Source organism: Agrobacterium deltaense RV3 (genome assembly GCF_900013505.1).
GTDB classification, from domain to species: Bacteria; Pseudomonadota; Alphaproteobacteria; order Rhizobiales; family Rhizobiaceae; genus Agrobacterium; species Agrobacterium leguminum.
In genome coordinates, this window is sequence record NZ_LT009745.1 from 462,203 (window position 1) to 486,052 (window position 23,850).

Genomic DNA, 23,850 nt, shown 5'->3' on the forward strand with positions numbered 1-23,850 from the left:
AGTTTCCAATGCAGCTTGCAGAGCACACCGCCGCCACTCCGTTCGAAGAAGCCCTGCCGGACGTTCTGATGCGCGTGGTATCGGAACTGCACGACGTCGCCTATCTCATCGAGCGCATCGAGCCGCAATTGCTTGAAGTGACCAGCGGTCAATTGTCCAGTGAAGGCGTCAAGCTGCTGCAGGGCATCGACCTTGCCGTCCAGAAAACCCGCGGCCTTGCGGAATTCATCGATACCATCACCGGTTCCATCCCCGGAGACTGGATCGTGGATGTTTCCACCGCCCTAAGCCTCGTCAAGCTGGCCGAAATGCAGAAGGCGCTCGGCGCGGCCTTCCGCCATGGCCATTCCCAGCCGCTCGACAAGGCATCGGGCGACTTCGACCTCTTCTAGAACTATTTCGGCCAGCGTTGCCGTCCTTCGCGGAATGCGGAGAAAGGCAACGCTCGCGCAAGCTTCGCACCCTATTGTCACGACGGGGCCAAAAGGTCTCGGACTCTATGAATGACGGTGCGGAACAGAATGAATCTGTTAAATCAAATCCCTCAGGTCTTAAAGAATGTCGCGGCGCTGGGGCAGACACGGCTGCTGATGCTGGGCGGCGTGGGCGTTGTGTCCATGGCCATCATCCTTGCCGCAGCTCTTTACGTGAACCGTCCCGCTTACGAGACCCTCTATGTGGGGCTTGAAAAAAGCGACCTTAACAAGATCAGCATTGCGCTTGCCGAATCGGGTCTGGACTTTCAGGTGGGGACCGATGGTTCCAGCCTTCAGGTTCCCGTCGGCCTCACTAGCAAGGCAAGATTGCTTCTGGCTGAGCGCGGCCTGCCCGACAGCGCCAATGCCGGTTATGAGCTTTTCGACAATGTCGGCTCTCTCGGCCTGACCTCCTTCATGCAGGAAGTGACGCGCGTTCGCGCCCTTGAGGGCGAGATCGGCCGCTCCATCCAGCAGATCGACGGCATTGCGGCCGCACGCGTCCATATCGTCATGCCTGACGTCGGCAATTTCCGCCGTGGCGAACAGAAGCCCACCGCATCGGTCATGATTCGCGCCAGTGCTTCGGCCGGCCGCAAGGCGTCCGCCTCCATCCGTCACCTCGTCGCCTCGGCCGTTCCCGGCCTTGAAGTCGACGATGTGACCCTGCTTGATTCGACCGGCCAGCTTCTCGCTTCCGGCGACGATGTCACCAATGCCGCCATGAACCGCTCGCTGACGCTGGCGCAGAATGTGCAGCAGGAAATCGAAACCAATATCGACAAGGCGCTGGCGCCTTTCCTCGGCATGGACAATTTCCGCTCCAGCGTCACGGCGCAGCTGAATACCGACAGCCGTCAGATTCAGGAAACCGTCTACGATCCGGAATCGCGCGTCGAGCGCTCTGTGCGCACGGTAAAGGAAGACCAGAAGTCCCAGGAAACGCAGCCGGATACGGCCGCGACCGTGGAACAGAACGTACCGCAGGCAGCACCCCAGGGCGGCGGCGGCGGTCCGCAGTCCTCCGACCAGTCGGCCAAGAAGGAAGAGCAGACCAATTACGAGATCAATTCCAAGACGGTAGCCACGGTCAAGAACGGCTACACGGTCGAGAAGATTTCGGTCGCGGTCGTCGTCAACAAGGGCCGGATCGCCAAGATGGTCGGCGAGCCCGCCGATCAGGCGAAGATCGACGCCTATCTTGCCGAAATGCAGAAGATCGTCACTTCGGCGGCAGGCATTTCCTCCGACCGTGGCGACATCGTCTCCCTGACGGCGATGGACTTCCTCGAAACGCAATTGCTGGATGAGGCCGCAACCGGCCCGGGCATCATGGAAGTGCTGAGCCGCAATTCCGCCGGCATCATCAACTCGCTCGCCTTTGTCGCGGTTGCCTTCCTTGTCGTCTGGCTCGGCGTACGCCCTCTGGTCCGCACGGTGAGCGGTAACGGTGCCGCCGCAGGTCAGCTCAGCCAGGAGGCCGCCGGTCTCGAACTGCCGGATTTCTCTCCCGGCATGGATGCGGGCGCAGGCGGTCTCATGGAAGGTTTCGGGGCGGATTTCGGCTTCGACAGCACCGACGACCTTCTGGCGGGCGGCGATGGCGAGGGCACATTCAACCGCCGGGTTCGCGAAGGACCGGAACGCAGGCTCTCCCGCATGGTGGAAATCAGCGAGGAAAGGGCCGCCAAGATCCTGCGCAAATGGGCGGTGGAAAAAGCAGCATAATATCGAAAAGGCCGGTTTTACCCGGCCTTTTTTCCGTTTTTGGGCTTTTCACTATGCTTGGCGGGCGAGCCGTGGCAATCTCGTTTCAGGACAGTGTTTACAAAAAATTCAGCAACGATACAGTTTGCTGGGAATTGGCTGAGAATGCCGTTTATGGATTGAACAGCTTTTCAGTATGTTTTTTTAGTAATAGACGAGCAGGGAAATACGTGGAAAGGCTGGTGTCAGGTAATGGCAAATCCCAGTCCGTTCCATAAAATGAAGTGATTCGGTCTCCGGGGGCTTGCCGTCCCATTTTGGTAAGCTTCTCGAATGGAATGATTCCATCCCGAGGTATAATCTCCCACTGGGAGCAAGAGGGCGTAGGCGATTGAAAGTCGATGTTGATATCCGCAGGCTATCTGCCAAGCCTATGGAGGGCATGGGTAAACCCTTGCCGCGCGATCAGCTTGCTAAAAACGTCGCAGCCACGGCTGCTGCCGGTAACGTTGCAGGCGCACTGGATCTGCTCGTAACCTACGCTGGCGCCTCGCATTATCTGCTGGCGCGGGATGATCTTCTCGAAGAAACCGGACTGAAATTCATCGTCACCTCCGACTGGCCTTTTGATCTGGTCCGCAGGCTTGGTGTCGAACTGGCCAACAGCCAGAACAGATCGAGCGAAATGGAGAAATGCCTTTCGCTTCTGCAGCCGCGGCTGCTCTTCCTTCCCGACGATGTTTCGGTTCCCTACGGCATAGACCGGCAATATTCGGCGCTGTCTTTCTGCGTGGGGCGCATCCGGCTTTCGCTGCTGCTGCTGTTTCCCGAAGAAGCGGTGCCTTCGCCGGAAAGGCTGCGCGAAATCGCCCTGCTGACGGGCTATTGCGTCAGCTTCGGCATTGCCAGCGAAGCAAAAACCGTGCGCGATATCGATCTCACGGAGCGCGAGCTCGAATGCCTGTTCTGGATCGCGGAAGGCAAGACGAGCGATGAAATTGCGATGATCCTTGGCATTTCGCGCAATACGATCAATAATTACATTACAAGCGTGATGCGTAAAACCGCGACGAAAACCCGCTCGGAGGCAATTGCCTACGCCGTGCGCAACAACCTCGTATAATGGTCGGACGGATGGTACAGACGAAAGACAATGAGGGTTCAGGTCAGACGGGCATGTTTTACCGCAGCCCTGTCGTGACGAGCCGGTCGGATCTTTTTCCGAAGCTCGTCGCCATGCAGAAGCTGGTCGGCGCGCGCAATTTCGTGGTGACGAAGGCTGCGGCTTCCGGTTTCCCGAACAAGAAGAAGCTGACCTGCGAGCTGGAAAACTGGGGCATGAATGCCGCAGAGCAGAGCGCGCAGTTCATCCGCGCCGTGGGCGACATTCTTCTCGATCATATCGAGACATCGCTCCTGCCGGTCATCTGGCGCAACAAGAATGCCGGCGGCTTTGCCGATCTTCCCGATGTGCCCGCACTTCTGCGCCGCATCGAAAATGACACATTGCCCTATGCGGGGCTGGCGCTCCCGGTGCGGCTCGGCACCATCGGCAATGGTTACATCGTCTTCTGCGGCACCAACCTCGTTCTCGACAATGAGGTCGTGATCGAACAGCACATCAAATGCTGCGAGATCATGGTGGACATGCTGGCGCTGGACGAGCGCAAGGCGGCGCCTTCCGAGGCGCTGAGCGAGAGGGAAATCGCCTGCCTGCAACTGGCGGGGGACGGCCGTATCAGCGAAGAAATCGCGGTCAAGCTCGGGCTTTCCGTGCACACCGTCAACGCCTATCTCGGTTCGGCGACGATCAAGCTCGATTCCGTCAACCGTATCCAGGCGATCGCCAAGGCCATCCGGCTCGGTTATATCCACTGATGGCGGACGGGTTTTCCCGTCCCTCACAAGCCGGCAGGCGCCGGCCCGGCTTGTGCCCCCCTAAAAGGCGCTATCGACACTTCGCGTTTTTTTAACAGTTGCCTACTAGAACTTTTATAAGTTTGGCTTTGGGGAACTGTTTCATGCACAACCGGCTCTTTAAGTCCGTTGCCGGCAAGGTCGTCGCATTGACGATCGGCCTGATCACGCTCAGCGTGGCGGCAGTTGGTTTTTCGACCTACATTCGCTTGAAGGACAACATCATCACCACCGCGCTGCGTGATACGCACAGCGCAATGCGCGGCATGGCCATCCTCTATGAGATGAAGGTCGGCGGCGTTGCCCTCGAAATGGTGGATGGCGAGTTGAAGAGCGTCGGTCGCGCCAGCATCGGAACGATGCGTGACAATGATCTCGTCGATCGCACGGCAGCCGGCAACGGCGGTATCTCTACTGTTTTTGAAGCCAAGGCCGGCGAGTTCATTCGTCTGACCACCAATCTGAAGAACGAAAAGGGTGAGAGAGCAGCAGGCACCAAGCTTGCTACCGATCATCCCGCTTTCCCGAAAGTTTCCAAGGGAGAGGCCTATTTTGGCACCGCCACGCTGTTCGGCACCAGCTACATGACCGGATATATGCCGGTTACGAACAAGACCGGCGCAACCGTCGGCATCCTGTTCGTGGGCGTTCCCATGGATGTCTACGATGCGCAGATATATAGCCTGCGCGACATGATGCTGATCTGCGGCGCGCTCGCCATGCTCGGCGTCGGATTGCTCGCCTATTTCGTCATCAAGCGCACGCTTCAGCCGCTTGGCAAGCTGACCGATGCGGTGAAGTCCCTTTCGGACGGCAATCTCGACACGCCGATCCCCTATGCCACCAACACCAATGAATTCGGCAACATCGCCCGTGCGCTGGTGATTTTCCGCGAGAATGCGATCGAGAAACTGGCGATTGAAGGCAAAAGCGCCGAGGAACGCTTCGCAGCCGAGTCCGAACGTCACCGCAACGACGCCGAGAAACAGGAACTCGACGGGCAGATCGAGTTTGCGGTCAGTGAGATTGCTTCAGGTCTCGGCAGGCTCTCGCGTGGCGATCTGAGCCGCACGATCGAGACGCCTTTCGCTGGTCGTCTTGATCGTCTGCGCACGGATTTCAACGAATCTCTTCTCAACCTGCGCGATGCGCTGGGGCAGATCCGCGAGCGCACGCTCATCATCCAGCATAGTGGTTTTGAAATCGAGCAGTCGTCGGTCGATCTGTCGAAGCGCACAGAAAATCAGGCGGCCTCGCTGGAAGAAACCGCCGCCGCCGTGGACGAAATCACGGTTACAGTCAGATCGTCGGCCGAGCGGGCGCGGGAGGCCAATGAGGCCGTGCGCATCACCAAACAGAGCGCCGACAGTTCCGGTTCGGTCGTCAGCAACGCCGTCGACGCCATGGGACGCATCGAAGACGCCTCGCGCAAGATCGAGCAGATCATCGAGGTCATCGACGATATTGCCTTCCAGACCAACCTTCTTGCGCTCAATGCCGGCATCGAGGCGGCGCGTGCAGGCGAGGCGGGTAAGGGTTTTGCCGTGGTGGCGCAGGAAGTGCGCGAGCTCGCCCAGCGCTCCGCCGACGCGGCCCGCGAGATCAAGCAGCTCATCAACCAGTCGACGCATGAGGTCAGCTCCGGCTCGAAGCTGGTACAGGAGGCGGGCACGGTTCTTTCCGCCATCAGCCAGCAGATCGTTACCGTCAGCCAGCATGTCGAAACCATCGCGACGGCAACGCAGGACCAGTCCTCCGCGCTTCATAACGTCAACAGCTCCGTCAACCAGATGGACCAGATGACGCAGCAGAATGCGGCGCTTGCCGAACAATCGAGCGCGGCCAGCCGGGTATTGTCAGGAGAGGTGGAAGCACTGCTCGATCTGGTGCAGCGGTTCCAGATGGAACAGGGTTCGGCGACCGGCAGGGATCGCTACAATCAGGCGGCCTGATACGTCTGTTTTTTGAAGGTCAAAACCGCTCCCGGATCGCAAGGTCCGGGAGTTTTTATTCGGCCGCTGCCCGCACCGTACTGGATATCTGGTTGATATAGGCCCGCAGCGCTGCCGGTTTGACCGGTTTGTGCTGAACCGAAATCCCGTATTTTTCGGCATCGCTGCGCACTTCCGGGCTGCGATCCGCCGTCACCAGCAGGGCCGGGATCGTCTTGCCGTAAAATGTCCTGATGAGGCGGATGGCGCTGATGCCGTCGCCATCGTCCAGATGGTAATCGGCGACGATGACGTCGGGGGCTGCGGCCAAAGTGAGGAAGGGCTCCTCCAGCGTCGCCACGGAACCTGCGGGTAAAACCTCACAACCCCATCCCGTCAAGAGCAGCGTCATACCCTCGAGGATTTTCGGCTCGTTGTCGATGCAGAGCACCCGGACGCCCTGAAGGCGGTCGCTGGCTGCCGGACTGGTTAACCCACTATCGGCTTTAGCCGGTACGAGGCGATCCGCCTCGCGCGGCAGGTGGATGCGGAAGGTCGTGCCTTTTCCCGGGGTGGAAATCAGCTGTACCGGATGGTGCAGCATGCGCGACAGCCGGTCGACGATGGAAAGACCGAGCCCGAGGCCGGATGCTGTTCTTGCGCCCTCGTCCAATCGGGCGAATTCCTTGAAGACAGTGCGAAACTTGGAAGAGGGAATGCCGATACCGGAATCCGTCACCTGAATGACCACTTCGCCGCCCCGGCGGCGCGCACCGACGACCACCTTGCCCTTCAACGTGTATTTGATGGCGTTGGAAACGAGATTCTGTATCAGACGCCGCAGGAGATTGGGGTCGGAGCGGACCGTGAGCGAGGTTGGCATGACCACAAGGTCGAGGTTCTTTTCCTGCGCCATCGGCGCGAAATCGGTTTCGATGCGTTTCAGCAGCTCATTCAGCGGCACGGATGTCATGCGCGCCTTCATCGAGCCGGTGTCGAGACGGGAAATATCGAGAACCGCGCCGAGAATGGTTTCGACCGATTCCAGCGCCGAATCGATATTGTGGACGAGATCGCTTTCTCCCGATGCGCCAAGCCGTTCGACCAGCGAGGAGGAATAGAGGCGGGCGGCATTCAGCGGCTGGAGAATATCGTGGCCGGCGGCGGCGAAAAACCGTGTCTTGCCGATATTAGCCTCGTCGGCGGATGCTCGCGCTTCTGCCAGTTCCCGGTTGACGCGGGTAAGCTCCACGGTTCGCTCCGCCACGCGCTGCTCCAGCGTCTCGTTTGCCTGTTTCAGCGCCTGATCGCTCGCCACACGCTGGGTGATATCGGTGAAGGTGGCGACGATGCCCTTGTCCGGCATGGTGTTGGAGCGCACTTCGATGATGCGCTCGCCGCCCGCCAGCACCAGCGGGAAGGGCAGGTCCATGGTCAGGAAGCTGGTAATCAGCTCATTCGTGTCGCCATCAGGCATATCGCCCCGTTCCTGCAGCATCGAAACGATATCCGTCAGCGGTACGCCGACCTGCCCGAATTGCTCGGGCAAATCCAGCAGCGTGCGGAAGCGCCGGTTCCAGATGGTCAGCTGCTGCGAACTGTCGAAAACCGCAATGCCCTGATCCATCTGGGCGAGCGCCGTTTGCAGCATGTCCTGATTATATTGCAGGGCCTCGCTTGCCTGATCGAGCAGCCATGCCGTGTCCGCACTGGTATCTTCCGCCTTCTGAAGAATGATCGAAAGGACCAGGCGGGCTGAGGAGGAGCCGATGGCGCTGCCCAGCAACTGTTCGGAGAAATGGATCAGCGCCATGTCCGCCGGCTGATCGTCATTGAGCTTCCTGCCCGCCGTCTTTTCATAGGTCGCGAGTGACCGCAGCATGCGCTCTTCGCCAAGATAGCGCGCCACCGCGCTTTTGAGGTCGCCGACGCTGACACGGGTTTTCCAGCCGCGTGTCGCAAATTGCGATTTCGAGTGGCGCTTGACGAAGATGCCGGACTGGATGCGCTCCACCGGCCTCGGATTGCGCGAAAGCGAGCCGAGCACGAAGGCAAGGCTGTTGACGAGCAGGCTGAGAATGACCGCATTCACGAACGGGTCGGCTTCAGGCCCATTGAACACCGTGCTGCCGGAAAACAGGAAGCCGAGAATATTCGCCGCGACCTCGGAATTATCCGGCCCGCCGAAGCTTGGCAGGAACAGCAGATAGGCCCAGACGAAAAAGCCGGAACTTAAGCCGGCGATTGCGCCGCGCGCATTGGCGCGCCGCCAGAACAGCCCGCCGAACAAGGCAGGGGCCATCTGCGCAATGGCGGCGAATGCGAGAAGGCCGATGGAGGCGAGGCCCGTGGCGCTGTCGGCGGCGCGATAATAGCCATAGCCCAGAAGCAGCACCGCAAAGATTGCCGTCCTGCGGATGTTGAGCAGCGTCTTGGCGAAGTCGTCCCGGTGCGGAGAACGGTTCAGCAGCTTCTGCCGCAGGAAGATCGGCATGACGATATCATTGGAAATCATGATCGATAGCGCCACCGAAGCGACGATCACCATCGCGGTCGCCGCCGAAAATCCACCGATGAAGGTGATCAGCGACACGACCGGCATTTGGTGATTGAGCGGCAATTGCAGCACGTAGAGATCGGCATCGCCATTGGCGCCGAGCGTCAGAATGCCGGCCAGCGCTATCGGCAGCACGAAGATGTTGATCGCGATGAGATAAAGCGGCAGCAGGAACCCAGCCATGCGCAGCTCCTGCGGCGTGCGGTTTTCAACCACGGTAACGTGGAACTGGCGCGGCAGCAGGATGATGGCGAAGCCGGAAAGCAGGGTCATAACGATCCAGCGGCTGACGGGCGTGTGATAGGATATGGCCCGCATGGCCTGTTCGTTATCGGAGGCGAGCTGCCACAGATGCACGGGACCGTCGAAGAGCACGAAGAGCACATAAAAGCCGACGGTGCACATGGCGACGAGCTTGACCAGCGATTCCATCGAGATCGCCAGAATGAGCCCGTCCTGATGTTCGGTGGCATCGGTGTGGCGGGTGCCGAACATGACGGCAAACCCCGCCATGACGATGGTGACGACCAGCGGCAGATCGAGGAAATAAAGATTGCCGCTGCCAATGCCGTAATCGCCGGGATCGACCATCGTCGCCACCGAGCTGGAAACGGCTTTCAGTTGCAGCGCGATATAGGGAATGGCGCCGACGAGAGCGATGATGGCGACGATCATCGCCACTGTGGAGTTCTTGCCGTAACGGGCGGCGATGAAATCCGCAACGGATGTCAGCTTTTCCGTTTTCGCCAGTTCGACGATGCGGCGGATGATCGGCATGCCGATGGTGAAGGCAAGGATCGGGCCGGTATAGATGCCGAGAAATTCCAGCCCCCTGTCTGCCGCAAGCCCCACACCGCCGAAATAGGTCCAGGAGGTGCAATAAATCGCCAGGCTGAGCGCATAGACGAACGGACGCCCCTTGTTCGGAGCGTTTCTTTTGCGGCTCTTCCTGTCCCCATAGCTTGCAACCGCAAACAGCAGCAGGACATAAGCGAAGGCCGAACCGAATATGATCCACCCAGGAAGCACGCATCCTCCCCATGCAAGAATTCCCTGATATCAAGCATAGGCGAATTCCGCGCCGTTGAGAATGAGCGCGGTCTGAGCATAAAGTTCAAGGTGAGCGTGCAAAAAAGCTAATAAATGCAATCCCGCGGATTCCAAATGAAGCCCGTACCCTATATGGTTTGACCCGTAGGGACAGTCACATAGCTTCAGCTCGCGAAGCAGGAGAGAGGGACAATCTGAATGCTTAACGAATTTAAAACCTTCATTGCCCGCGGCAATGTCATGGATCTGGCCGTGGGTGTTATTATCGGTGCGGCTTTCAGCAAGATCGTCGACTCCGTCGTCAACGATCTCATCATGCCGATTGTCGGCGCGATCTTCGGCGGGTTCGATTTTTCGAACTACTTCCTGCCGCTGAGCTCCAGCGTCAACGCCACGTCGCTTGCCGCCGCCCGCGATCAGGGCGCCGTCTTCGCCTACGGCAACTTTCTGACGGTTCTCATCAACTTCCTTATCCTGGCCTGGATCATTTTCCTGATGGTCAAGGGCGTCAACAAGCTTCGTGAGTCCGTTGAGCGCAAGAAGGTCGAGGAAAAGCCGGAAGCAGCACCGCCGCCGGAAGACGTCAAGCTCCTCACCGAAATCCGCGATCTGCTGAAGACGCGTTGATTGTCGCCATCGTCCCCGGCCTGATGTGTCGGCCCATGCGGCCGGCGATCTCCTGCCGGGGATGACCCATAAAGAAAATCCATGATCGCCTCACGGAATATCATGCACATGGCTGGTTCGATGCGATAAGAAGGCACCAAACGGAGTGTCTTTAATGTCCATTTTGAACAGTCTGAGTGCGCGCTCTCTGGCGGCTCCCGAGAGCGGCATTGTTGAAGTCGTGAATTATGCCCGGGGGCGGGACAATCTCCTGCCGCTGTGGGTCGGCGAAGGCGATCTGCCGAGCCCGGACTTCATCAATCAGGCTGCCATCGACGGGCTGAACAACGGCGAAACCTTCTATACCTGGCAGCGCGGCATTCCAGAATTGCGCCAGGCGCTGAGCCGTTATTATCAACGTCATTTCGCAGCATCGCTGCCGCCGGAACATTTTTACGCGACCGGTTCCGGCATGCAGGCCATCGTGCTTGCCGTGCAGGCGTTGACCTCGCCGGGCGACGAAATGGTCTATCTGTCTCCGACATGGCCGAATATCGTGGCTGCCATCGGCGTGGCGGGTGCGAAGGCGGTTCCGGTCGGTATCGATTTCCGCGACGGCCGCTGGGATCTCGATATCAACAGGCTGGAAAGCGCGATCACGGATAAGACGAAGGCACTTTTCATCAATACGCCCTCCAACCCGACCGGCTGGACAGCGACGCTCGACAATCTCCGCGACGTTCTGGCTCTCGCCCGCAAACACGATCTGTGGATCGTCGCCGACGAGATTTATGCGCTCTATCATTATTCCGGCAGCCGTGCGCCGTCCTTCCTCGACGTCATGGAGCCGGACGACAAGATCGTCTTCGCCAATTCCTTCTCGAAGAACTGGTCCATGACCGGCTGGCGCGTCGGGTGGCTTGTCGCCCCGCCTGCCATCGGTCAGGTCATCGAGAATCTCATTCAATATTCCACCTCAGGCGTGGCGCAATTCATGCAGCGCGGCGCGGTCGCCGCCCTCGATCACGGCGATGGTTTTGTCCGTGAGAATTACGAACGCGCTCTGACATCCCGCGACATTCTCTGCGATGCGCTCATCGCGACGAACCGTGTGGAAACCCTGAAGCCGGACGGCGCCCTTTACGCCTTTCTCAAGATTGACGGCGTAACCGACAGCCGGGCGACGGCGCTCGATATCGTCGACAAGACCGGGGTTGGTCTTGCGCCCGGCACGGCCTTCGGTCCGGGAGGGGAACTGTTTCTCCGGGCCTGCTTCCTGCGCAACCCCAGGCAGATAGAAGACGCGGCTGGCCGGCTGGCATCCTATATCCTCGGCAGGTAAGCGTCGGCTTTCCATGCAATGGTTTCTCCTGCCGCGCCGGGATCGCGCTGCGGTAGGGAAATCGACAACAAAATCACAGCGAAGACCTAAAACTGCAACCCCACGGCGCAACCATCGACGTGGGGGATTTTCTGTGATATGCGCTCCTTGTTCCATTTATGAGAACATTTTCACTAATCGATAAAAAGCACTTCATTGCGCTAACCAATCGTAAGCCACCTTTTAAATGGGGCGGGGGATTGGTCGCGTATTCGCTGTGCAAGTAATCAATGATGAAGAATTATTGGCTTTGATGAGCTCGAGAAAAGCAAACAGGGAAGTAGTGTCATGGCTGTTCTGGTCACGGGTGGGGCCGGTTATATAGGAAGCCACATGGTGTGGGCTTTGCTCGATGCCGGGGAAGAGGTCGTTGTTGTCGACCGGCTTTCGACGGGGTCGCGTTGGGCTGTTGCGCCGGCGGCGCGTTTTTATCTGGGCGATGCGGCGGACCGCGCCCTGCTCGACCAGATTTTCGAAGAAAACCAGATCGAGACCATTTTCCACTTCGCAGGCTCTGTCAGCGTTCCTGAATCGATCAGCCAGCCGCTCGAATATTACGAAAACAATACGGGCACGACCCGCGCCCTCGTCGCTGCGGCGGTCGCCCATGGCATCCGCAATTTCATCTTCTCCTCGACAGCCGCCGTCTATGGAAACCAGCCCTTTGATGGCCCGGTTCCTGAAACCGCGATCCTCAGCCCGGAAAACCCCTACGGCCTGTCGAAACTCGCCTCTGAAATCATGCTGCGCGATGTCGTGCAGGCGCATGACTTCAACTATGTGGCGCTGCGTTATTTCAACGTCGCCGGAGCCGACCCGCAGGGCCGCGCCGGGCCTTCGCCCACGGGCGTGGCCAACCTCATCAAAGTCGCCTGTGAAGCCGCAACCGGTCGCCGCGACCGGGTGGAAGTTTACGGAACGGATTACCCGACCGCCGATGGCACCGGTGTCCGCGACTATATTCACGTCAGCGACCTGATCGACGCCCATATGCTGGCCATGGCGCATCTGCGCGCCGGTGGCGGCACCCGCACGCTTAATTGCGGTTATGGCGTCGGTTATTCGGTTCTGGATGTCCTGCAGGCGGTGCAGCGGGAATCGGAACGCGATTTTCCGATCATCCATTGTCCGCGTCGCCCGGGCGATATTGCGACCATGGTGGCGGATTCGTCGCGTATCCAGTCGGAACTGGGCTGGCGTCCCCGCTTCAACGATCTGGCGACAATTGTTCGCACAGCACTTCAGTGGGAGGCCAAACGTCAGGCCCAGCAAAGCGACAGGATTCCGCCGGTGCGGCGCAAGCTGGCTGCAATAGGCTGAGCGGCCTTCGCCTCACCGGACACGGTCTTTTTTGACGGAGGGATAGAGCGCCGGCCGATCCTGTGGAGCGGCTGGGCTAAGCCAGCGATCCCTGTCGAAGAAGCTGCGTGTCAGCTTCAATCCCGGCGATTGTTCGCTTGCGAGCAAAATCACGTTCAGGCGATGCGGCGCCGTCGGTTCCGGTTTCATGGAAACCGAAATACCGAAATGTTGTGCCTGATAGGGCTGCATCCGGCGTGCAGGCTCAAGCATGTCCGCCAGATCGGCCCAGCGTGTCTGTCCGATAATCATGGCGAGCGTATCATCGAGCTTCGTCAGAACGGCCGCCCCGTCCGGTGTCTTGGGCGCAACGGCCTTTATCCGGATGGAGCGAATTTCTCCCGAGGCTTCCCCCCTGATTTCAAGAAAGAGCGATGCCCGCTCGGCCGGGTCCGATGCGTTTCCTGCCGCAAAATCGGCCATGCATTCGAAACTGCGGATGTTGACCGGGCTCGCGTGCCAGCCACGCGGGTTGGAGAAGCCAGAGGCGGTAAAGCGGTCGCAAAGCTCCTTGCCGGAAACAACGAAATCGCGGGCGAAAGATGCTCTGTCGCCCACTTGCTCGAACTTCAGCAGATGTGGCGGCAAAGAGACTTTTTGGGTGGCGAGTTTCTGCCGTTTGACGGGCTTCATCTTCGGTGGCGTGGCGGACTGTATGGCCGGCGCCAGATTGAGATAGGCCAGCAGGCTTTTGAGGTGCTTCTTGTCATTGGCCAGCAGCACCGTCGCGCCTATGGCAAGGCAAACGGCCAGCACCGCAAACAGCAGCGCGCCATGGCTCACTCTCTTCTGCAAGCCTGCGTCCATCGCAAGACCTTAAGGGGCTGGCGGAAAAAGGCGCCAGCCGGTTCTGATATGGTTTTTCGGGCTGTCTGCAACCCGGTGAATATGTGGTGCGAGCGGTGGCTCTGAAAATCTTATGCAATTCACCGCCGAAGTTTTCGGCGGTGCAGGTTCTCATTCGGCGTTATTCTTGCCGCCGTCCTGTCCGCCGGCGCTGCTTTCATCGTCCGCAACCGGAATGGCGTAGGAGCCGTTCAGCCAGCGGGCGAGATCGAGCGAGCGGCAGCGATCCGAGCAGAAAGGATAGTCTTCGCGCGTCGAGGGCCGCCCGCATTCAGGGCATGGCTGGGATTTGCGAAGCGGGGTGACGTTTCCAGCGCCTTCGGTGGGGGACTTTGCCATGGCCTATCCTTCGAGCCAGCCCGAAGTCACCTCAAATCCTTCTCCGGAAAGAAGCGACATGGTTTCATAAAGCGGCAGGCCGACGACATTGGTATAGGAGCCGGTCAGTTTCTGCACGAAGGCGCCGGCAATGCCCTGGATGCCATAGGCTCCCGCTTTGCCGCGCCACTGGCCCGACGCGATGTAAGCCTCGATCTCCCGCGTGGAGAGGCGCTTGAAGCGCACCTTGGTCTCCGCCACCTTCTGCCGGATCTTGCCGCCGGGGGTCACAAGGCAGATGCCGGTATAGACCCAATGGCTGCGTCCCGAAAGAAGATGCAGCGCCGCCGAGGCCTCTTCCGTATATTCGGCCTTGCCGACGATGCGGCGACCAACGGCGACCACCGTATCGGATCCCAGAACATAGGCGTCTTTCCACGCCTGTTCGTTCTTCAGCGCGGCCTGCGCGGCTTCCGCCTTCTGTAATGACAGACGGCGGCAGAGCGTGCGCGGATGCTCGAGCTTGGCCGGCGTCTCGTCGATATCCATCGGCATCAGACGTGCCGGTTCGATACCGATCTGATGCAGCAGCTCCAGACGCCGCGGCGAGCCGGATGCCAGAACGAGCTTTTGTTTTGAATTGGTCATTGCGCTGCCCGGGCGTCCGATGCGGAACGTGGATTACTTGAAGCGATAGGTGATGCGGCCCTTGGTGAGGTCGTAAGGCGTCATTTCGACCAGCACCTTGTCGCCTGCCAGAACGCGGATACGGTTCTTGCGCATGCGGCCCGCCGTGTGGGCGATGATTTCGTGGTCGTTCTCAAGCTTCACGCGGAATGTTGCGTTCGGCAGCAATTCGGTTACGATGCCCGGGAATTCAAGGACTTCTTCTTTTGTCATGTAAGGGTTTTCTTCCTGTTGATAGTGCCGGACATATCGAGTCCGGGAAAATTGCGCGGAAACTACACAATCCCGGCACATTTGTGAACCTCTAAAGCATCGGCTTGAAAATCGCGATTGATTTTAACAGGCCGAGGCAGTTTTCAGTCTTTTGAAAGCGTATCCGCCACCGGCTGCTGCCGCCTCGGCAGTCGTTCCGAGATCAGCTTTGCCAGATGGTCCCGCACCTCGCGATAGGCGTCGAGAATCTGCTCGCGCGTGCCTGTGATCACCGTTGGGTCCATGGTCGGCCAATAGACCACGTCCAGCGAATTCGAGCGCGTCAGTTCCAGTGCGGCGTGATGGGCTTCTGGCGTCAATGTAATGATCAGATCGAAAAAATCATCCTCGATCTCGTCCAGAGTGCGCGGTTTGTGTTTGCCCAGCGAAAAACCCTGTTCTTCCAGCACCGCATCCACGAATGGATCGCGCTCGCCGGCCCGCACCCCGGCGGACTGGATGTAGATGCCGGGCGCCACCAGCCGTTTGGCGATGACCTCCGCCATGGGAGAACGGATGGAGTTCATGCCGCACATGAAGAGGACCGATTTGGGCGCTCGTCCCTCGTTTGGCGCTGCGGCAGGATCGATCATCTCTAACCCCGCCAATAAAGCACGCAGACAAGGGTGAAGAGGCGGCGCGCCGTGTCGAAATCGATCCTGATCTTGCCCGAAAGCCGGTCCATCAGCGTCTGCGAGCCATCATTGTGAATGCCGCGCCGGCCCATGTCGATCGCCTCGATCTGGCTCGGCGTAGAGGAGCGGATCGCTTCGTAATAGCTTTCGCAGATCAGGAAATAATCCTTGATGATGCGGCGGAACGGCGTCAGCGACAGAATGTGGGTCGCGACATCCTTCTCGTCTTCGGTGCGGATTGAAAAAACCAGCTTGGCGTCGACCAGCGATATATGCAGCCGATAGGGGCCGCCATCATGGCCGAAGGGTTCGAAGCTGTTTTCTTCGATCAGGTCGAAAATGGCGACGGCGCGTTCATGCTCCACGTCGGGCGTGGACCGGCCGATGCTGTCGTCCAGTACCACGTCGCAAAGCCGGAAATCGCCTGAAGCCATCGCTTAACTTTCCGGATTGAGGCGAATGGAGACGGAACGCGCATGCGCGTCCAGTCCCTCGGACCGGGCAAGGGTGATGGCCGCGGGCGCGAGCTGTCGCAGCTGCTCCGGTCCAAGCCGCAGGATCGAGGTGCGCTTGACGAAATCCAGCACCGAAAGCCCGGAGGAGAAGCGCGCCGACCGCGCCGTCGGAAGCACGTGGTTGGAGCCGCCGACATAATCGCCGATCACTTCCGGCGTATGGCGTCCGACGAAGATCGCGCCCGCATTGCGGATATGCGCCATCAGGGCATCCGGGTCATCGACGGCGAGTTCCAGATGCTCGGCAGCGATGCGGTTGGCGAGCGGAATGGCGTCGGTGAGCTTTTCGACCAGAATGACCGCGCCGAAATCGGCCCAGCTTGCCGCCGCCGTCTCGGAGCGCGACAGGCGCTTCAGCTGCCGCTCGACAGCGGCTTCAACAGCCTTGCCGAGTTCGGCATTGTCGGTGATGAGGATGGATTGCGCGCCGCGATCATGCTCCGCCTGCGCCAGAAGATCGGCGGCAAGCCAGTCGGGATCATTGTCCCTGTCGGCAATAACCAGCACTTCGGAGGGACCGGCGATCATGTCGATGCCGACGGTACCGAAGACCTGGCGTTTTGCGGCCGCGACATAGGCATTGCCGGGGCCGACGATCTTGGCGACCGGCGCGATGGTTTCCGTGCCATAGGCAAGGGCTGCGACGGCCTGCGCGCCGCCGATGCGATAGATTTCCTCGACACCCGCAATACGCGCCGCAGCCAGCACCGCCGGATTGACCGCGCCGCCATTGGCCGGCACGACCATGACGATGCGCTCCACACCGGCAACTCTGGCGGGCACGGCGTTCATCAGCACCGAGCTTGGATAGCTGGCCGTGCCGCCGGGCACATAAAGGCCCACGGCTTCGATGGCGGTCCAGCGCGAGCCGAGACCCACGCCGATATCGTCCTCGTAAATATCATCCTTCGGCATCTGCCGTGCATGGTGTTTTTCGATACGCCGGGCGGCGAGTTCAAGCGACTCGATGACGCTCTTGTCGACGGCGGCGAAGGCCGCATCGATCTCGTCCGCCGTGACACGCATCGAGACCTTGGTGAAATCGATGCCGTCGAATTTCTGGGAATAATGGGCAAGGGCCGCATCGCCGCGATGGCGGACATCGTTGATGATGTCGCGAACGGTTGCGTTGACGTCTTCGGAAACTTCTCTCTTGGTTGTCAGGAAGGCCGCGAATTTCTGTTCGAAATCCGCCGACGCCTGCTCCAGCCAGATTGCCACGCCATTACCCTTTCATTGTCCCCGCGGGCGATCCCGCGAGGTGCACGAACTTACCGCAGAAAAATTGCGGCTCTGGTATGTGGCATAAATCGAAACGGTGACGAAAGGCAACCGTTGCAATGGTGCGGTGTGCTTATTCGCTGTCTGGATGATGCGGTTTGGCAGCCGTTTCCCAGGCGCCGCTCACATCGGTCAATTGCGCCTCGATGCATTCGACATCGAGCGCGATGGCGCCGCCGCCCGAAAGCGTCAATTCCACGGCTCCATCAGGTCCTTCGCCGTTCTGCACGAAGCGGATGGCAAGAAGCGACAGCACCTGTTCCCTGTCGGCGCGGTTGATGCCGTGCGAGCGGACGGCGGAGACACGTTTCAGGAAAACGACGCTGCGGCAGCGTTCCGGCGGCAGGTTCTTTTTGTCAGTGCTTTCCCAGACGAAACGGTTGGCGGAAAGCGTGAACTGGCCGTGCTTCGGCTCGAAGGCAACATCCTTCAGCTTGAAGACACTGTCCTGCATATGCGTCGAGATGACGGAGAGATCTTCAGTATCCAGCGCGAGCAATTTCAGGCCGCTCATCTTTTTCTTCCTTCTTTTGCGGTGCGGACCGCTATTTCCATGACTTACATTGGAAATAGGCAGTCCGGGCCCACTCTGCAACGGGTAGAAAACGGATGAGCGGCGAAGACAGGATCAATCGCTGACGCGTTCGACCAGCGCACCGCAGCGGGTGAGCTTTTCCTCAAGGCGTTCGAAGCCGCGATCGAGGTGGTAGACGCGCGAAACCATGGTTTCGCCTTCCGCCACGAGGCCGGCAATGACCAGCGATACGGAAGCGCGCAGATCGGTCGCCATGACAGGCGCGCCCTTCAGGCGGGAGACACCCTCGATGCGGGCCATCTGGCCGGAAAGCGAAATCTTCGCACCGAGACGGGCGAGTTCCTGCACATGCATGAAGCGGTTTTCAAAGATGGTTTCGGTGATATGCGAAACACCCTGCGAACGGGTCATCAGCGCCATGAACTGTGCCTGCAGATCGGTGGGGAAGCCGGGGAAGGGCTCGGTGACGATATCGACCGGCTGGATGCCGTTGCCGTTGCGCACGACGCGAAGGCCTGTCTCCGTCTCGCTGATCGTGGCGCCTGCGAGCCTGAGCGTGTCGAGCGCGTTGTCGAGCAGCGCTGCGCGCGTGCCTTCCAGCACCACATCACCGCCGGTCATTGCCACTGCCATGGCATAGGTGCCGGTCTCGATACGATCCGGCAGAACGCGGTGGCGCGCGCCGGAGAGAGAGGTCACGCCTTCGATGGTGATGGTGGAGGTGCCGGCGCCTTCGATCTTCGCGCCCATGGCGATCAGGCATTGCGCCAGATCGACCACTTCCGGCTCGCGGGCTGCGTTGTGGATGACGGTGGTGCCACGGGCAAGGCTTGCGGCCATCAGCATCACATGTGTCGCGCCGACGGAAACCTTCGGGAAGGTGTAAACCGCACCGATCAGGCCGCCCTTGGGCGCCGTGGCGTTGATGTAGCCGCCATCGATCTCCATCGTTGCGCCGAGCGCTTCGAGGCCCTCGATGAACAGATCGACCGGGCGCGTGCCGATGGCGCAGCCGCCGGGCAGGGAAACGCGGGCGCGGCCCTCACGCGCCAGAAGCGGGCCGATGACCCAGAAGCTCGCGCGCATCTTGGACACCAGCTCGTAAGGTGCGGTGGTATCGACAATGGTGCGGCAGGTGAAGTGCACGGTGCGGGAATAGGCCTCGCCCTGGCTTTCGCGGCGGCCATTGACGGAAATATCGACGCCGTGATTGCCGAGAATGCGGATGAGCTGCTCCACGTCCGCCAGATGCGGCACGTTTTCGAGCGTCAGCGTGTCGCTGGTCAGAAGCGATGCGATCATCAACGGCAAGGCGGCGTTTTTGGCGCCGGAGATGGGAATGACGCCGTTTAGCTTGTTGCCACCCGTAATTCTGATGCGATCCATGCGTCCCTACGGGCCTGTGCCCGCCTTTCTTTATCGTGCCTTGCGGAAAGGCGCGTCCTTAGACGAATTTCCGCGGCGTTTCAATTTATGCTTGGTGAATTCTCTATGAGGATGATTCGTCCGTTTTTGCGGCAGGCAGGCCAATCGTCTCGTCCTCTTCGCCAGCACGGCGCGCGCGAACCTGCTGTTTGCGCTTCAAAAGATTTTCACGAAGCTTCTTGGCCGCCCGCGCCTTGCGTTCCGCCTCGCGCTGTCGCGCCTTTTCGCCAGGCCCCGCCTGCGGCTTGCCATCGGCCACCGGGGCGGATGCTTGCGCGGAAGAGCCGGCGGAAACCGCTGCCTTTGCCTGTTTGTCATGATGTTTGTTCATAGATTCAGCAATATCTGAAAAATGTATTTTTCAACAGGGGGCACGCTTTTTTGCCCCGCTTGATGAAGAATATCGTTTTGCGACTTGCGCTCGTCAAAAACCTATGGCAATAGGCCGCCACGCTTGATGCTGAAGCAAACGCTTCGGCACCGGATGCTGCTATAGCTCAGGGGTAGAGCACTCCCTTGGTAAGGGAGAGGCCGAGAGTTCAAATCTCTCTAGCAGCACCATTTCTCTCCAAAGTTTCAAATGTTTACGCGGTTGTTCAACCGGTCGCCTGCAGCGGTTGATGCATGCGCGCGCCACGCATTTCGCGGCAAATGGAAAACCGCGCCCCTTGCGAAGCGCGGTTTCCATATCCGAATATTCTGTTGCTGCCAGAGCGGGACGAAACCGCCCGTAGCCATCGGGCGCCGCTTACTGACGGAATAGCGACAGGATATTTTCGGAACTGGTATTGGCGATGGAAAGCGACTGGATGCCCAGCTGCTGCTGTGTCTGCAATGCCTTGAGGCGGGTTGATTCTTCGTTCATGTCCGCATCCACCAGGCGGCCGATGCCGCTGTCGATGGAGTCGGTAAGCTTGGAAATGAAATCTTCCTGCAGCCCGATGCGCATCTTGATGGAGCCGAGGGCGGAAGATGCGCTGCTGAGCGACTGAAACGCGGTTTCGACATCGGTGAGAAGATTGCCGATGGTGTAGGTCGGCGGCGTTGCGCTATCGAAAAGCTTGAGATCGATGTCCCATACGGAAATGCCCGAGGCTACGCCGGCCTCTCCGATGATGCCTTTTGTGGTATCGAGCGTTGCGGGCGTGCCGGTCAGGCCAAAAATCACATTGGGTGTTTCCGTCGCGGTCGTCGTGTCAACAAGGGTATAATCGGTTTTCGTAACGTTGACGGAACCGCTGCCGTCACGGACAAAGCCGGAAACGACGGTCTTTGCGCCGGTGCCCAGCAACCAGTTTTCGCCGCTGAAAGATGCGCCCTGCGCAATCGATTCCAGCTGCTTTTTCAGCTGGTCGATTTCTTCCTGGATCTTCGTCTTGTCGACGCCCTCTTCAGTTGCCGCGACGATTTTCGATTTGATTTCTTTCACGACTTCGACGGCGCTTTCCATTGCGGAATAAGCGACATCGATCTTCGCAGCACCCAGTCCCAGTGCATCCTGAACCGCGGAAAGGGCCATGTTGTCCGAACGCATGGTGGTCGCGATCGACCAGTAAGCGGCGTTGTCGGAAGCCGTTTTAACGCGCAGCCCGGAAGAAACTCTGGATTGTGTCTCTTCGAGCTGGCCGCTGATCGCACGCAGTGTCTGAAGCGCCGACATGGCGGCGGTGTTTGTCAGAATACTTGTCATAATTGCCCCTCTGAGCTGGCTAAATGGGAAGGGACATTCCGGGATCGCCGGAAACGACAACGCGGCGTGATGCCTGTTAACCTCTTTTTCGTCTTGGTTAACGAGTCGTTTCGATGGCCTGATTTAGCGGTGATTTGGTTAATGAAGTCTTAATCAAGAAATTTCTAAATTTTGCAGTCAATTGCACAAACAAAAACCGCGCCTTTCGGCGCGGTTGATTTTTTCGCTTTCGGTCTTCGATTAACGGAAGAGCGACAGGATGCTTTCGGAGTTGCTGTTGGCGATCGAGAGAGCCTGAACGCCGAGCTGCTGCTGGGTCTGCAGGGCCTTGAGGCGGGTGGACTCTTCGTTCATGTCAGCGTCCACGAGGCGGCCGATGCCCTTGTCGATGGAGTCGGACAGCTTGGAAGCGAAGTCTTCCTGCAGGCCGATACGCATGGAGAGCGAGCCGAGCTTGGCTGCGGCGCTCGTCATTGCCTTCAGGGAGTTTTCAACCAGCGTCAGTGCTTCGGCCATGTTGGTGGCGCGGTCTGCGGCTGCATACTGGGTGATGTCCAGCGTGTAGACGGACTGGGCGGCGACGGTCGTGAACGTTCCGGTCGTGCCGAGAATGCCGGTCGTATCGGGAACGCCTGCGGAGTCAACCGAACCGAAAAGAGTGTTGCCGGTAGCGGTGCTGTCGAGGGCGTATTTCGTGGTCGTGACGTTAACGGCACCGCCGGTGGAGCGAACGAAGCCAGCAACGACCGACTTGTCCGGGTCCGTGCCGGGCGTGGTAGCGCCGAGGGTCGACGCGCCTACGAGCCAGTTTTCGCCGTAGAAGGATGCGCCCTGTGCGATCGATACGAGCTGGTTCTGCAGCTGATCGATTTCTTCCTGAACCTTGGTGCGGTCGACGCCTTCTTCAGTTGCCGTGACCAGCTTTGCCTTGATTTCCTTAACGACTTCGATTGCCGATTCCATGCCGGCAGAAGCGGTGTCTACCTTGGCAGCGCCGAGGCCGAGAGCGTCGGAAACCGAGGAAAGCGCCATGTTGTCGGAGCGCATGGTGGTCGCGATCGACCAGTAGGCAGCATTGTCAGCAGCTTCGCCAACGCGGAGGCCGGAGGAAACGCGTGCCTGGGTGGATTCCATGTTCTGGCCGATGGTGCGCAGAGTCTGGAGCGCAGACATTGCTGCGACATTGGTAATAATGCTCGTCATAGTAGTGTGCCCCTTGAATGGCTGATTAAAGAAGGGACATTCCGGTTTCACCGGGAACGGCGCACAGCATCATGCCTGCTAACTGGCTGATTTTTAACGTTAGCTCGCCGTTTCGATGAGCTTAGGTAACGCCAGTTTGGTTAATGAATTGATAAGCGGGAAAAGAAAATCAGCATTATGAAAATTCAAAATTACAACTCTCGCGCGTGCGCGCGCGTATCCCGAAATATTTAAAAAAAAGATAAGGCCGCATCCTTATTCGGGATGCGGCCTGTCTGGTGCATTCGGTTCGATTCAGCCTATCGAACCTTTATGCTTTCTGCCCGGATATGCATTTGGTCAGCCCCCGAATGCATGTGGGAAGAAAATGGGTCCCCCAGCCCCGAAGGGCTATGAGAAGCTCAGCTCTTAGCGGAAGAGCGACAGGATGTTCTGCGAGTCGCTGTTGGCGATCGACAGAGCCTGAATTGCCAGCTGCTGCTGCGTCTGCAGAGCCTTCAGCTTGGTGGACTCTTCGTTCATGTCGGCGTCGACGAGGCGGCCAACACCCTTTTCGATGGTGTCGGACAGCTTGTCGGCGAAGTCGGTCTGCAGGTCGATACGTGCAGACAGCGAACCGAGCTTGGCGCCGGCGCTGGTCATCTTCGTCAGAGCGGTTTCAACGGAGTAGAGGGCGTTGTCGAGATCGTCGGTGGTGACGTTCATGTCGAGAACGGAGATCTGGGTGTAGGTCTTGGCGCCGACAGTCGTCGTCGCACCGGTGGCGTTCAGGATGCCGGAGTTGGCGTCGATCGTGCCGGGCGTAGCTTCCGTGTAAAGCATGGAGTTGGCGTCGAGAGCGTAGTCCGTCGTCTTGACACTGACGTTGCCGCTGGCGTCACGAACGAAGCCGGAAACAACCGTCTTGGTGGCGTTGGCGCTGGAAACGAGCCAGTTTTCACCGTTGAAAGACGCGCTCGTGCCGATCGACTTCAGCTGGTCGAGCAGCTGCGTGACTTCTTCCTGAACCTTGGCCTTGTCAACGCCCTGTTCCTTGGCGGCAACGACCTTTGCCTTGATGTCGGTGACAACCTTGATGGCGGCGTCCATACCGGCAGATGCGGTGTCAACCTTGGCAGCGCCCATGCCCAGTGCGTCAGATACTGCACCGAGAGCCTTGTTGTCGGAGCGCATGGTGGTCGCGATCGACCAGTAAGCAGCGTTGTCCGAAGCCGAACCAACCTTCAGGCCGGAAGAAATGCGGTCCTGCGTGGTCGACAGGTCGGAAGCAATGGAACGCAGGGTCGAGAGAGCGGCCATTGCGTTGGTGTTGGTGAGAATGCTTGCCATAATAAATGTGTCCCTTGTTTTTACGAGATACTGGAGTGGGGACATACCGGGTTTGGTATTACCGGTCGCAACGTTTCGGCTTCATGCCACTCGGTTCGGAAATGCTTAGTTTCAGAAACCAAACCTGCTGCGTGTAGAAAGAAACTCGCA

General features: G+C 59.1%; 22 protein-coding genes and 1 tRNA gene. 9 read left to right on the forward strand and 14 right to left on the reverse strand.

All coding sequences use genetic code 11. The features are described 5' to 3' along the window. The first annotated feature begins 8 nt into the window (after positions 1-8). The 5 genes from cheT (at position 9) to AGR7B_RS02370 (ending at position 6,052) form a co-directional block, all read left to right on the forward strand. Complete coding sequence (gene cheT, locus AGR7B_RS02350) at positions 9-392, forward strand: chemotaxis protein CheT (protein ID WP_035262798.1); 384 nt, start codon at positions 9-11, stop codon at positions 390-392. A gap of 129 nt (positions 393-521) precedes the next feature. Next, positions 522-2,204, forward strand: a complete 1,683-nt coding sequence (fliF, locus tag AGR7B_RS02355) for a flagellar basal-body MS-ring/collar protein FliF (protein WP_065654476.1) — start codon at positions 522-524, stop codon at positions 2,202-2,204. A gap of 370 nt (positions 2,205-2,574) precedes the next feature. Further along, the gene (gene visN / locus AGR7B_RS02360; protein WP_065654475.1) at positions 2,575-3,306 is read left to right on the forward strand and encodes a transcriptional regulator VisN; all 732 of its coding nucleotides are present in this window, start codon (positions 2,575-2,577) and stop codon (positions 3,304-3,306) included. A 53-nt stretch (positions 3,307-3,359) separates the two neighbouring features. Next, on the forward strand, positions 3,360-4,061 hold the full coding sequence (visR, locus tag AGR7B_RS02365) for a transcriptional regulator VisR (protein ID WP_003522758.1): 702 nt from the start codon (positions 3,360-3,362) through the stop codon (positions 4,059-4,061). A 143-nt stretch (positions 4,062-4,204) separates the two neighbouring features. Further along, positions 4,205-6,052: a methyl-accepting chemotaxis protein gene (locus tag AGR7B_RS02370; RefSeq protein ID WP_080855946.1), complete on the forward strand. Its 1,848-nt coding sequence runs from the start codon at positions 4,205-4,207 to the stop codon at positions 6,050-6,052. A gap of 55 nt (positions 6,053-6,107) precedes the next feature. Here AGR7B_RS02370 and AGR7B_RS02375 read toward each other — a convergent pair whose 3' ends face one another. Further along, positions 6,108-9,617, reverse strand: a complete 3,510-nt coding sequence (locus AGR7B_RS02375) for a PAS domain-containing hybrid sensor histidine kinase/response regulator (protein ID WP_080855947.1) — start codon at positions 9,615-9,617, stop codon at positions 6,108-6,110. A 219-nt stretch (positions 9,618-9,836) separates the two neighbouring features. On the opposite strand from AGR7B_RS02375, the gene mscL reads away from it, so the two are divergent. The 3 genes from mscL to galE all read left to right on the forward strand — a co-directional run bounded on the left by mscL (position 9,837) and on the right by galE (position 12,945). Further along, entirely contained in the window at positions 9,837-10,265 is a 429-nt protein-coding gene (gene mscL, locus AGR7B_RS02380) for a large conductance mechanosensitive channel protein MscL (protein WP_080855948.1), read from the forward strand. A gap of 154 nt (positions 10,266-10,419) precedes the next feature. Next, entirely contained in the window at positions 10,420-11,586 is a 1,167-nt protein-coding gene (locus AGR7B_RS02385; RefSeq protein WP_080855949.1) for a pyridoxal phosphate-dependent aminotransferase, read from the forward strand. A 327-nt stretch (positions 11,587-11,913) separates the two neighbouring features. Beyond that, positions 11,914-12,945, forward strand: coding sequence for a UDP-glucose 4-epimerase GalE (galE, locus tag AGR7B_RS02390; protein WP_035262779.1), 1,032 nt, complete (start codon positions 11,914-11,916; stop codon positions 12,943-12,945). A 12-nt stretch (positions 12,946-12,957) separates the two neighbouring features. Here galE and AGR7B_RS02395 read toward each other — a convergent pair whose 3' ends face one another. The 10 genes from AGR7B_RS02395 to AGR7B_RS02440 all read right to left on the reverse strand — a co-directional run bounded on the left by AGR7B_RS02395 (position 12,958) and on the right by AGR7B_RS02440 (position 19,809). Beyond that, complete coding sequence (locus tag AGR7B_RS02395) at positions 12,958-13,791, reverse strand: DUF6030 family protein (protein ID WP_162934023.1); 834 nt, start codon at positions 13,789-13,791, stop codon at positions 12,958-12,960. Positions 13,792-13,941: 150 nt separating this feature from the next. Then, a complete protein-coding gene (yacG, locus tag AGR7B_RS02400) occupies positions 13,942-14,169 on the reverse strand; it encodes a DNA gyrase inhibitor YacG (protein WP_065654468.1) in 228 nt (75 codons plus the stop codon). A gap of 3 nt (positions 14,170-14,172) precedes the next feature. Further along, positions 14,173-14,796: a Maf-like protein gene (locus AGR7B_RS02405; RefSeq protein WP_020010410.1), complete on the reverse strand. Its 624-nt coding sequence runs from the start codon at positions 14,794-14,796 to the stop codon at positions 14,173-14,175. A gap of 33 nt (positions 14,797-14,829) precedes the next feature. Continuing rightward, positions 14,830-15,048: a translation initiation factor IF-1 gene (gene infA / locus AGR7B_RS02410; protein WP_003503453.1), complete on the reverse strand. Its 219-nt coding sequence runs from the start codon at positions 15,046-15,048 to the stop codon at positions 14,830-14,832. A gap of 143 nt (positions 15,049-15,191) precedes the next feature. Further along, on the reverse strand, positions 15,192-15,680 hold the full coding sequence (locus tag AGR7B_RS02415; RefSeq protein ID WP_004432476.1) for an arsenate-mycothiol transferase ArsC: 489 nt from the start codon (positions 15,678-15,680) through the stop codon (positions 15,192-15,194). Between the two features lie 2 nt (positions 15,681-15,682). After that, entirely contained in the window at positions 15,683-16,156 is a 474-nt protein-coding gene (locus tag AGR7B_RS02420) for a UPF0262 family protein (RefSeq protein ID WP_004432477.1), read from the reverse strand. A gap of 3 nt (positions 16,157-16,159) precedes the next feature. Continuing rightward, positions 16,160-17,458 carry a histidinol dehydrogenase gene (hisD, locus tag AGR7B_RS02425; protein WP_080855950.1) on the reverse strand — a complete coding sequence of 433 codons (1,299 nt, stop codon included), beginning with the start codon at positions 17,456-17,458 and terminating at the stop codon, positions 16,160-16,162. A gap of 133 nt (positions 17,459-17,591) precedes the next feature. Then, positions 17,592-18,032 carry a DUF2948 family protein gene (locus tag AGR7B_RS02430; RefSeq protein ID WP_004432481.1) on the reverse strand — a complete coding sequence of 147 codons (441 nt, stop codon included), beginning with the start codon at positions 18,030-18,032 and terminating at the stop codon, positions 17,592-17,594. A gap of 114 nt (positions 18,033-18,146) precedes the next feature. Further along, positions 18,147-19,439, reverse strand: coding sequence for a UDP-N-acetylglucosamine 1-carboxyvinyltransferase (gene murA / locus AGR7B_RS02435; protein ID WP_080855951.1), 1,293 nt, complete (start codon positions 19,437-19,439; stop codon positions 18,147-18,149). Positions 19,440-19,542: 103 nt separating this feature from the next. Next, a complete protein-coding gene (locus AGR7B_RS02440; RefSeq protein ID WP_080855952.1) occupies positions 19,543-19,809 on the reverse strand; it encodes a hypothetical protein in 267 nt (88 codons plus the stop codon). Positions 19,810-19,964: 155 nt separating this feature from the next. Between AGR7B_RS02440 and AGR7B_RS02445 the strand changes: the two genes are divergently transcribed. Further along, positions 19,965-20,039 (forward strand) — tRNA-Thr (locus tag AGR7B_RS02445). 187 nt (positions 20,040-20,226) lie between these two features. On the opposite strand, the gene AGR7B_RS02450 is transcribed toward AGR7B_RS02445, so the two are convergent. The 3 genes from AGR7B_RS02450 to AGR7B_RS02460 all read right to left on the reverse strand — a co-directional run bounded on the left by AGR7B_RS02450 (position 20,227) and on the right by AGR7B_RS02460 (position 23,700). Continuing rightward, the gene (locus AGR7B_RS02450) at positions 20,227-21,168 is read right to left on the reverse strand and encodes a flagellin N-terminal helical domain-containing protein (protein ID WP_065654466.1); all 942 of its coding nucleotides are present in this window, start codon (positions 21,166-21,168) and stop codon (positions 20,227-20,229) included. A 240-nt stretch (positions 21,169-21,408) separates the two neighbouring features. After that, complete coding sequence (locus AGR7B_RS02455) at positions 21,409-22,371, reverse strand: flagellin N-terminal helical domain-containing protein (RefSeq protein ID WP_020810650.1); 963 nt, start codon at positions 22,369-22,371, stop codon at positions 21,409-21,411. Positions 22,372-22,779: 408 nt separating this feature from the next. After that, entirely contained in the window at positions 22,780-23,700 is a 921-nt protein-coding gene (locus AGR7B_RS02460; RefSeq protein WP_065654464.1) for a flagellin N-terminal helical domain-containing protein, read from the reverse strand. Between the last annotated feature and the right edge of the window lie 150 nt (positions 23,701-23,850).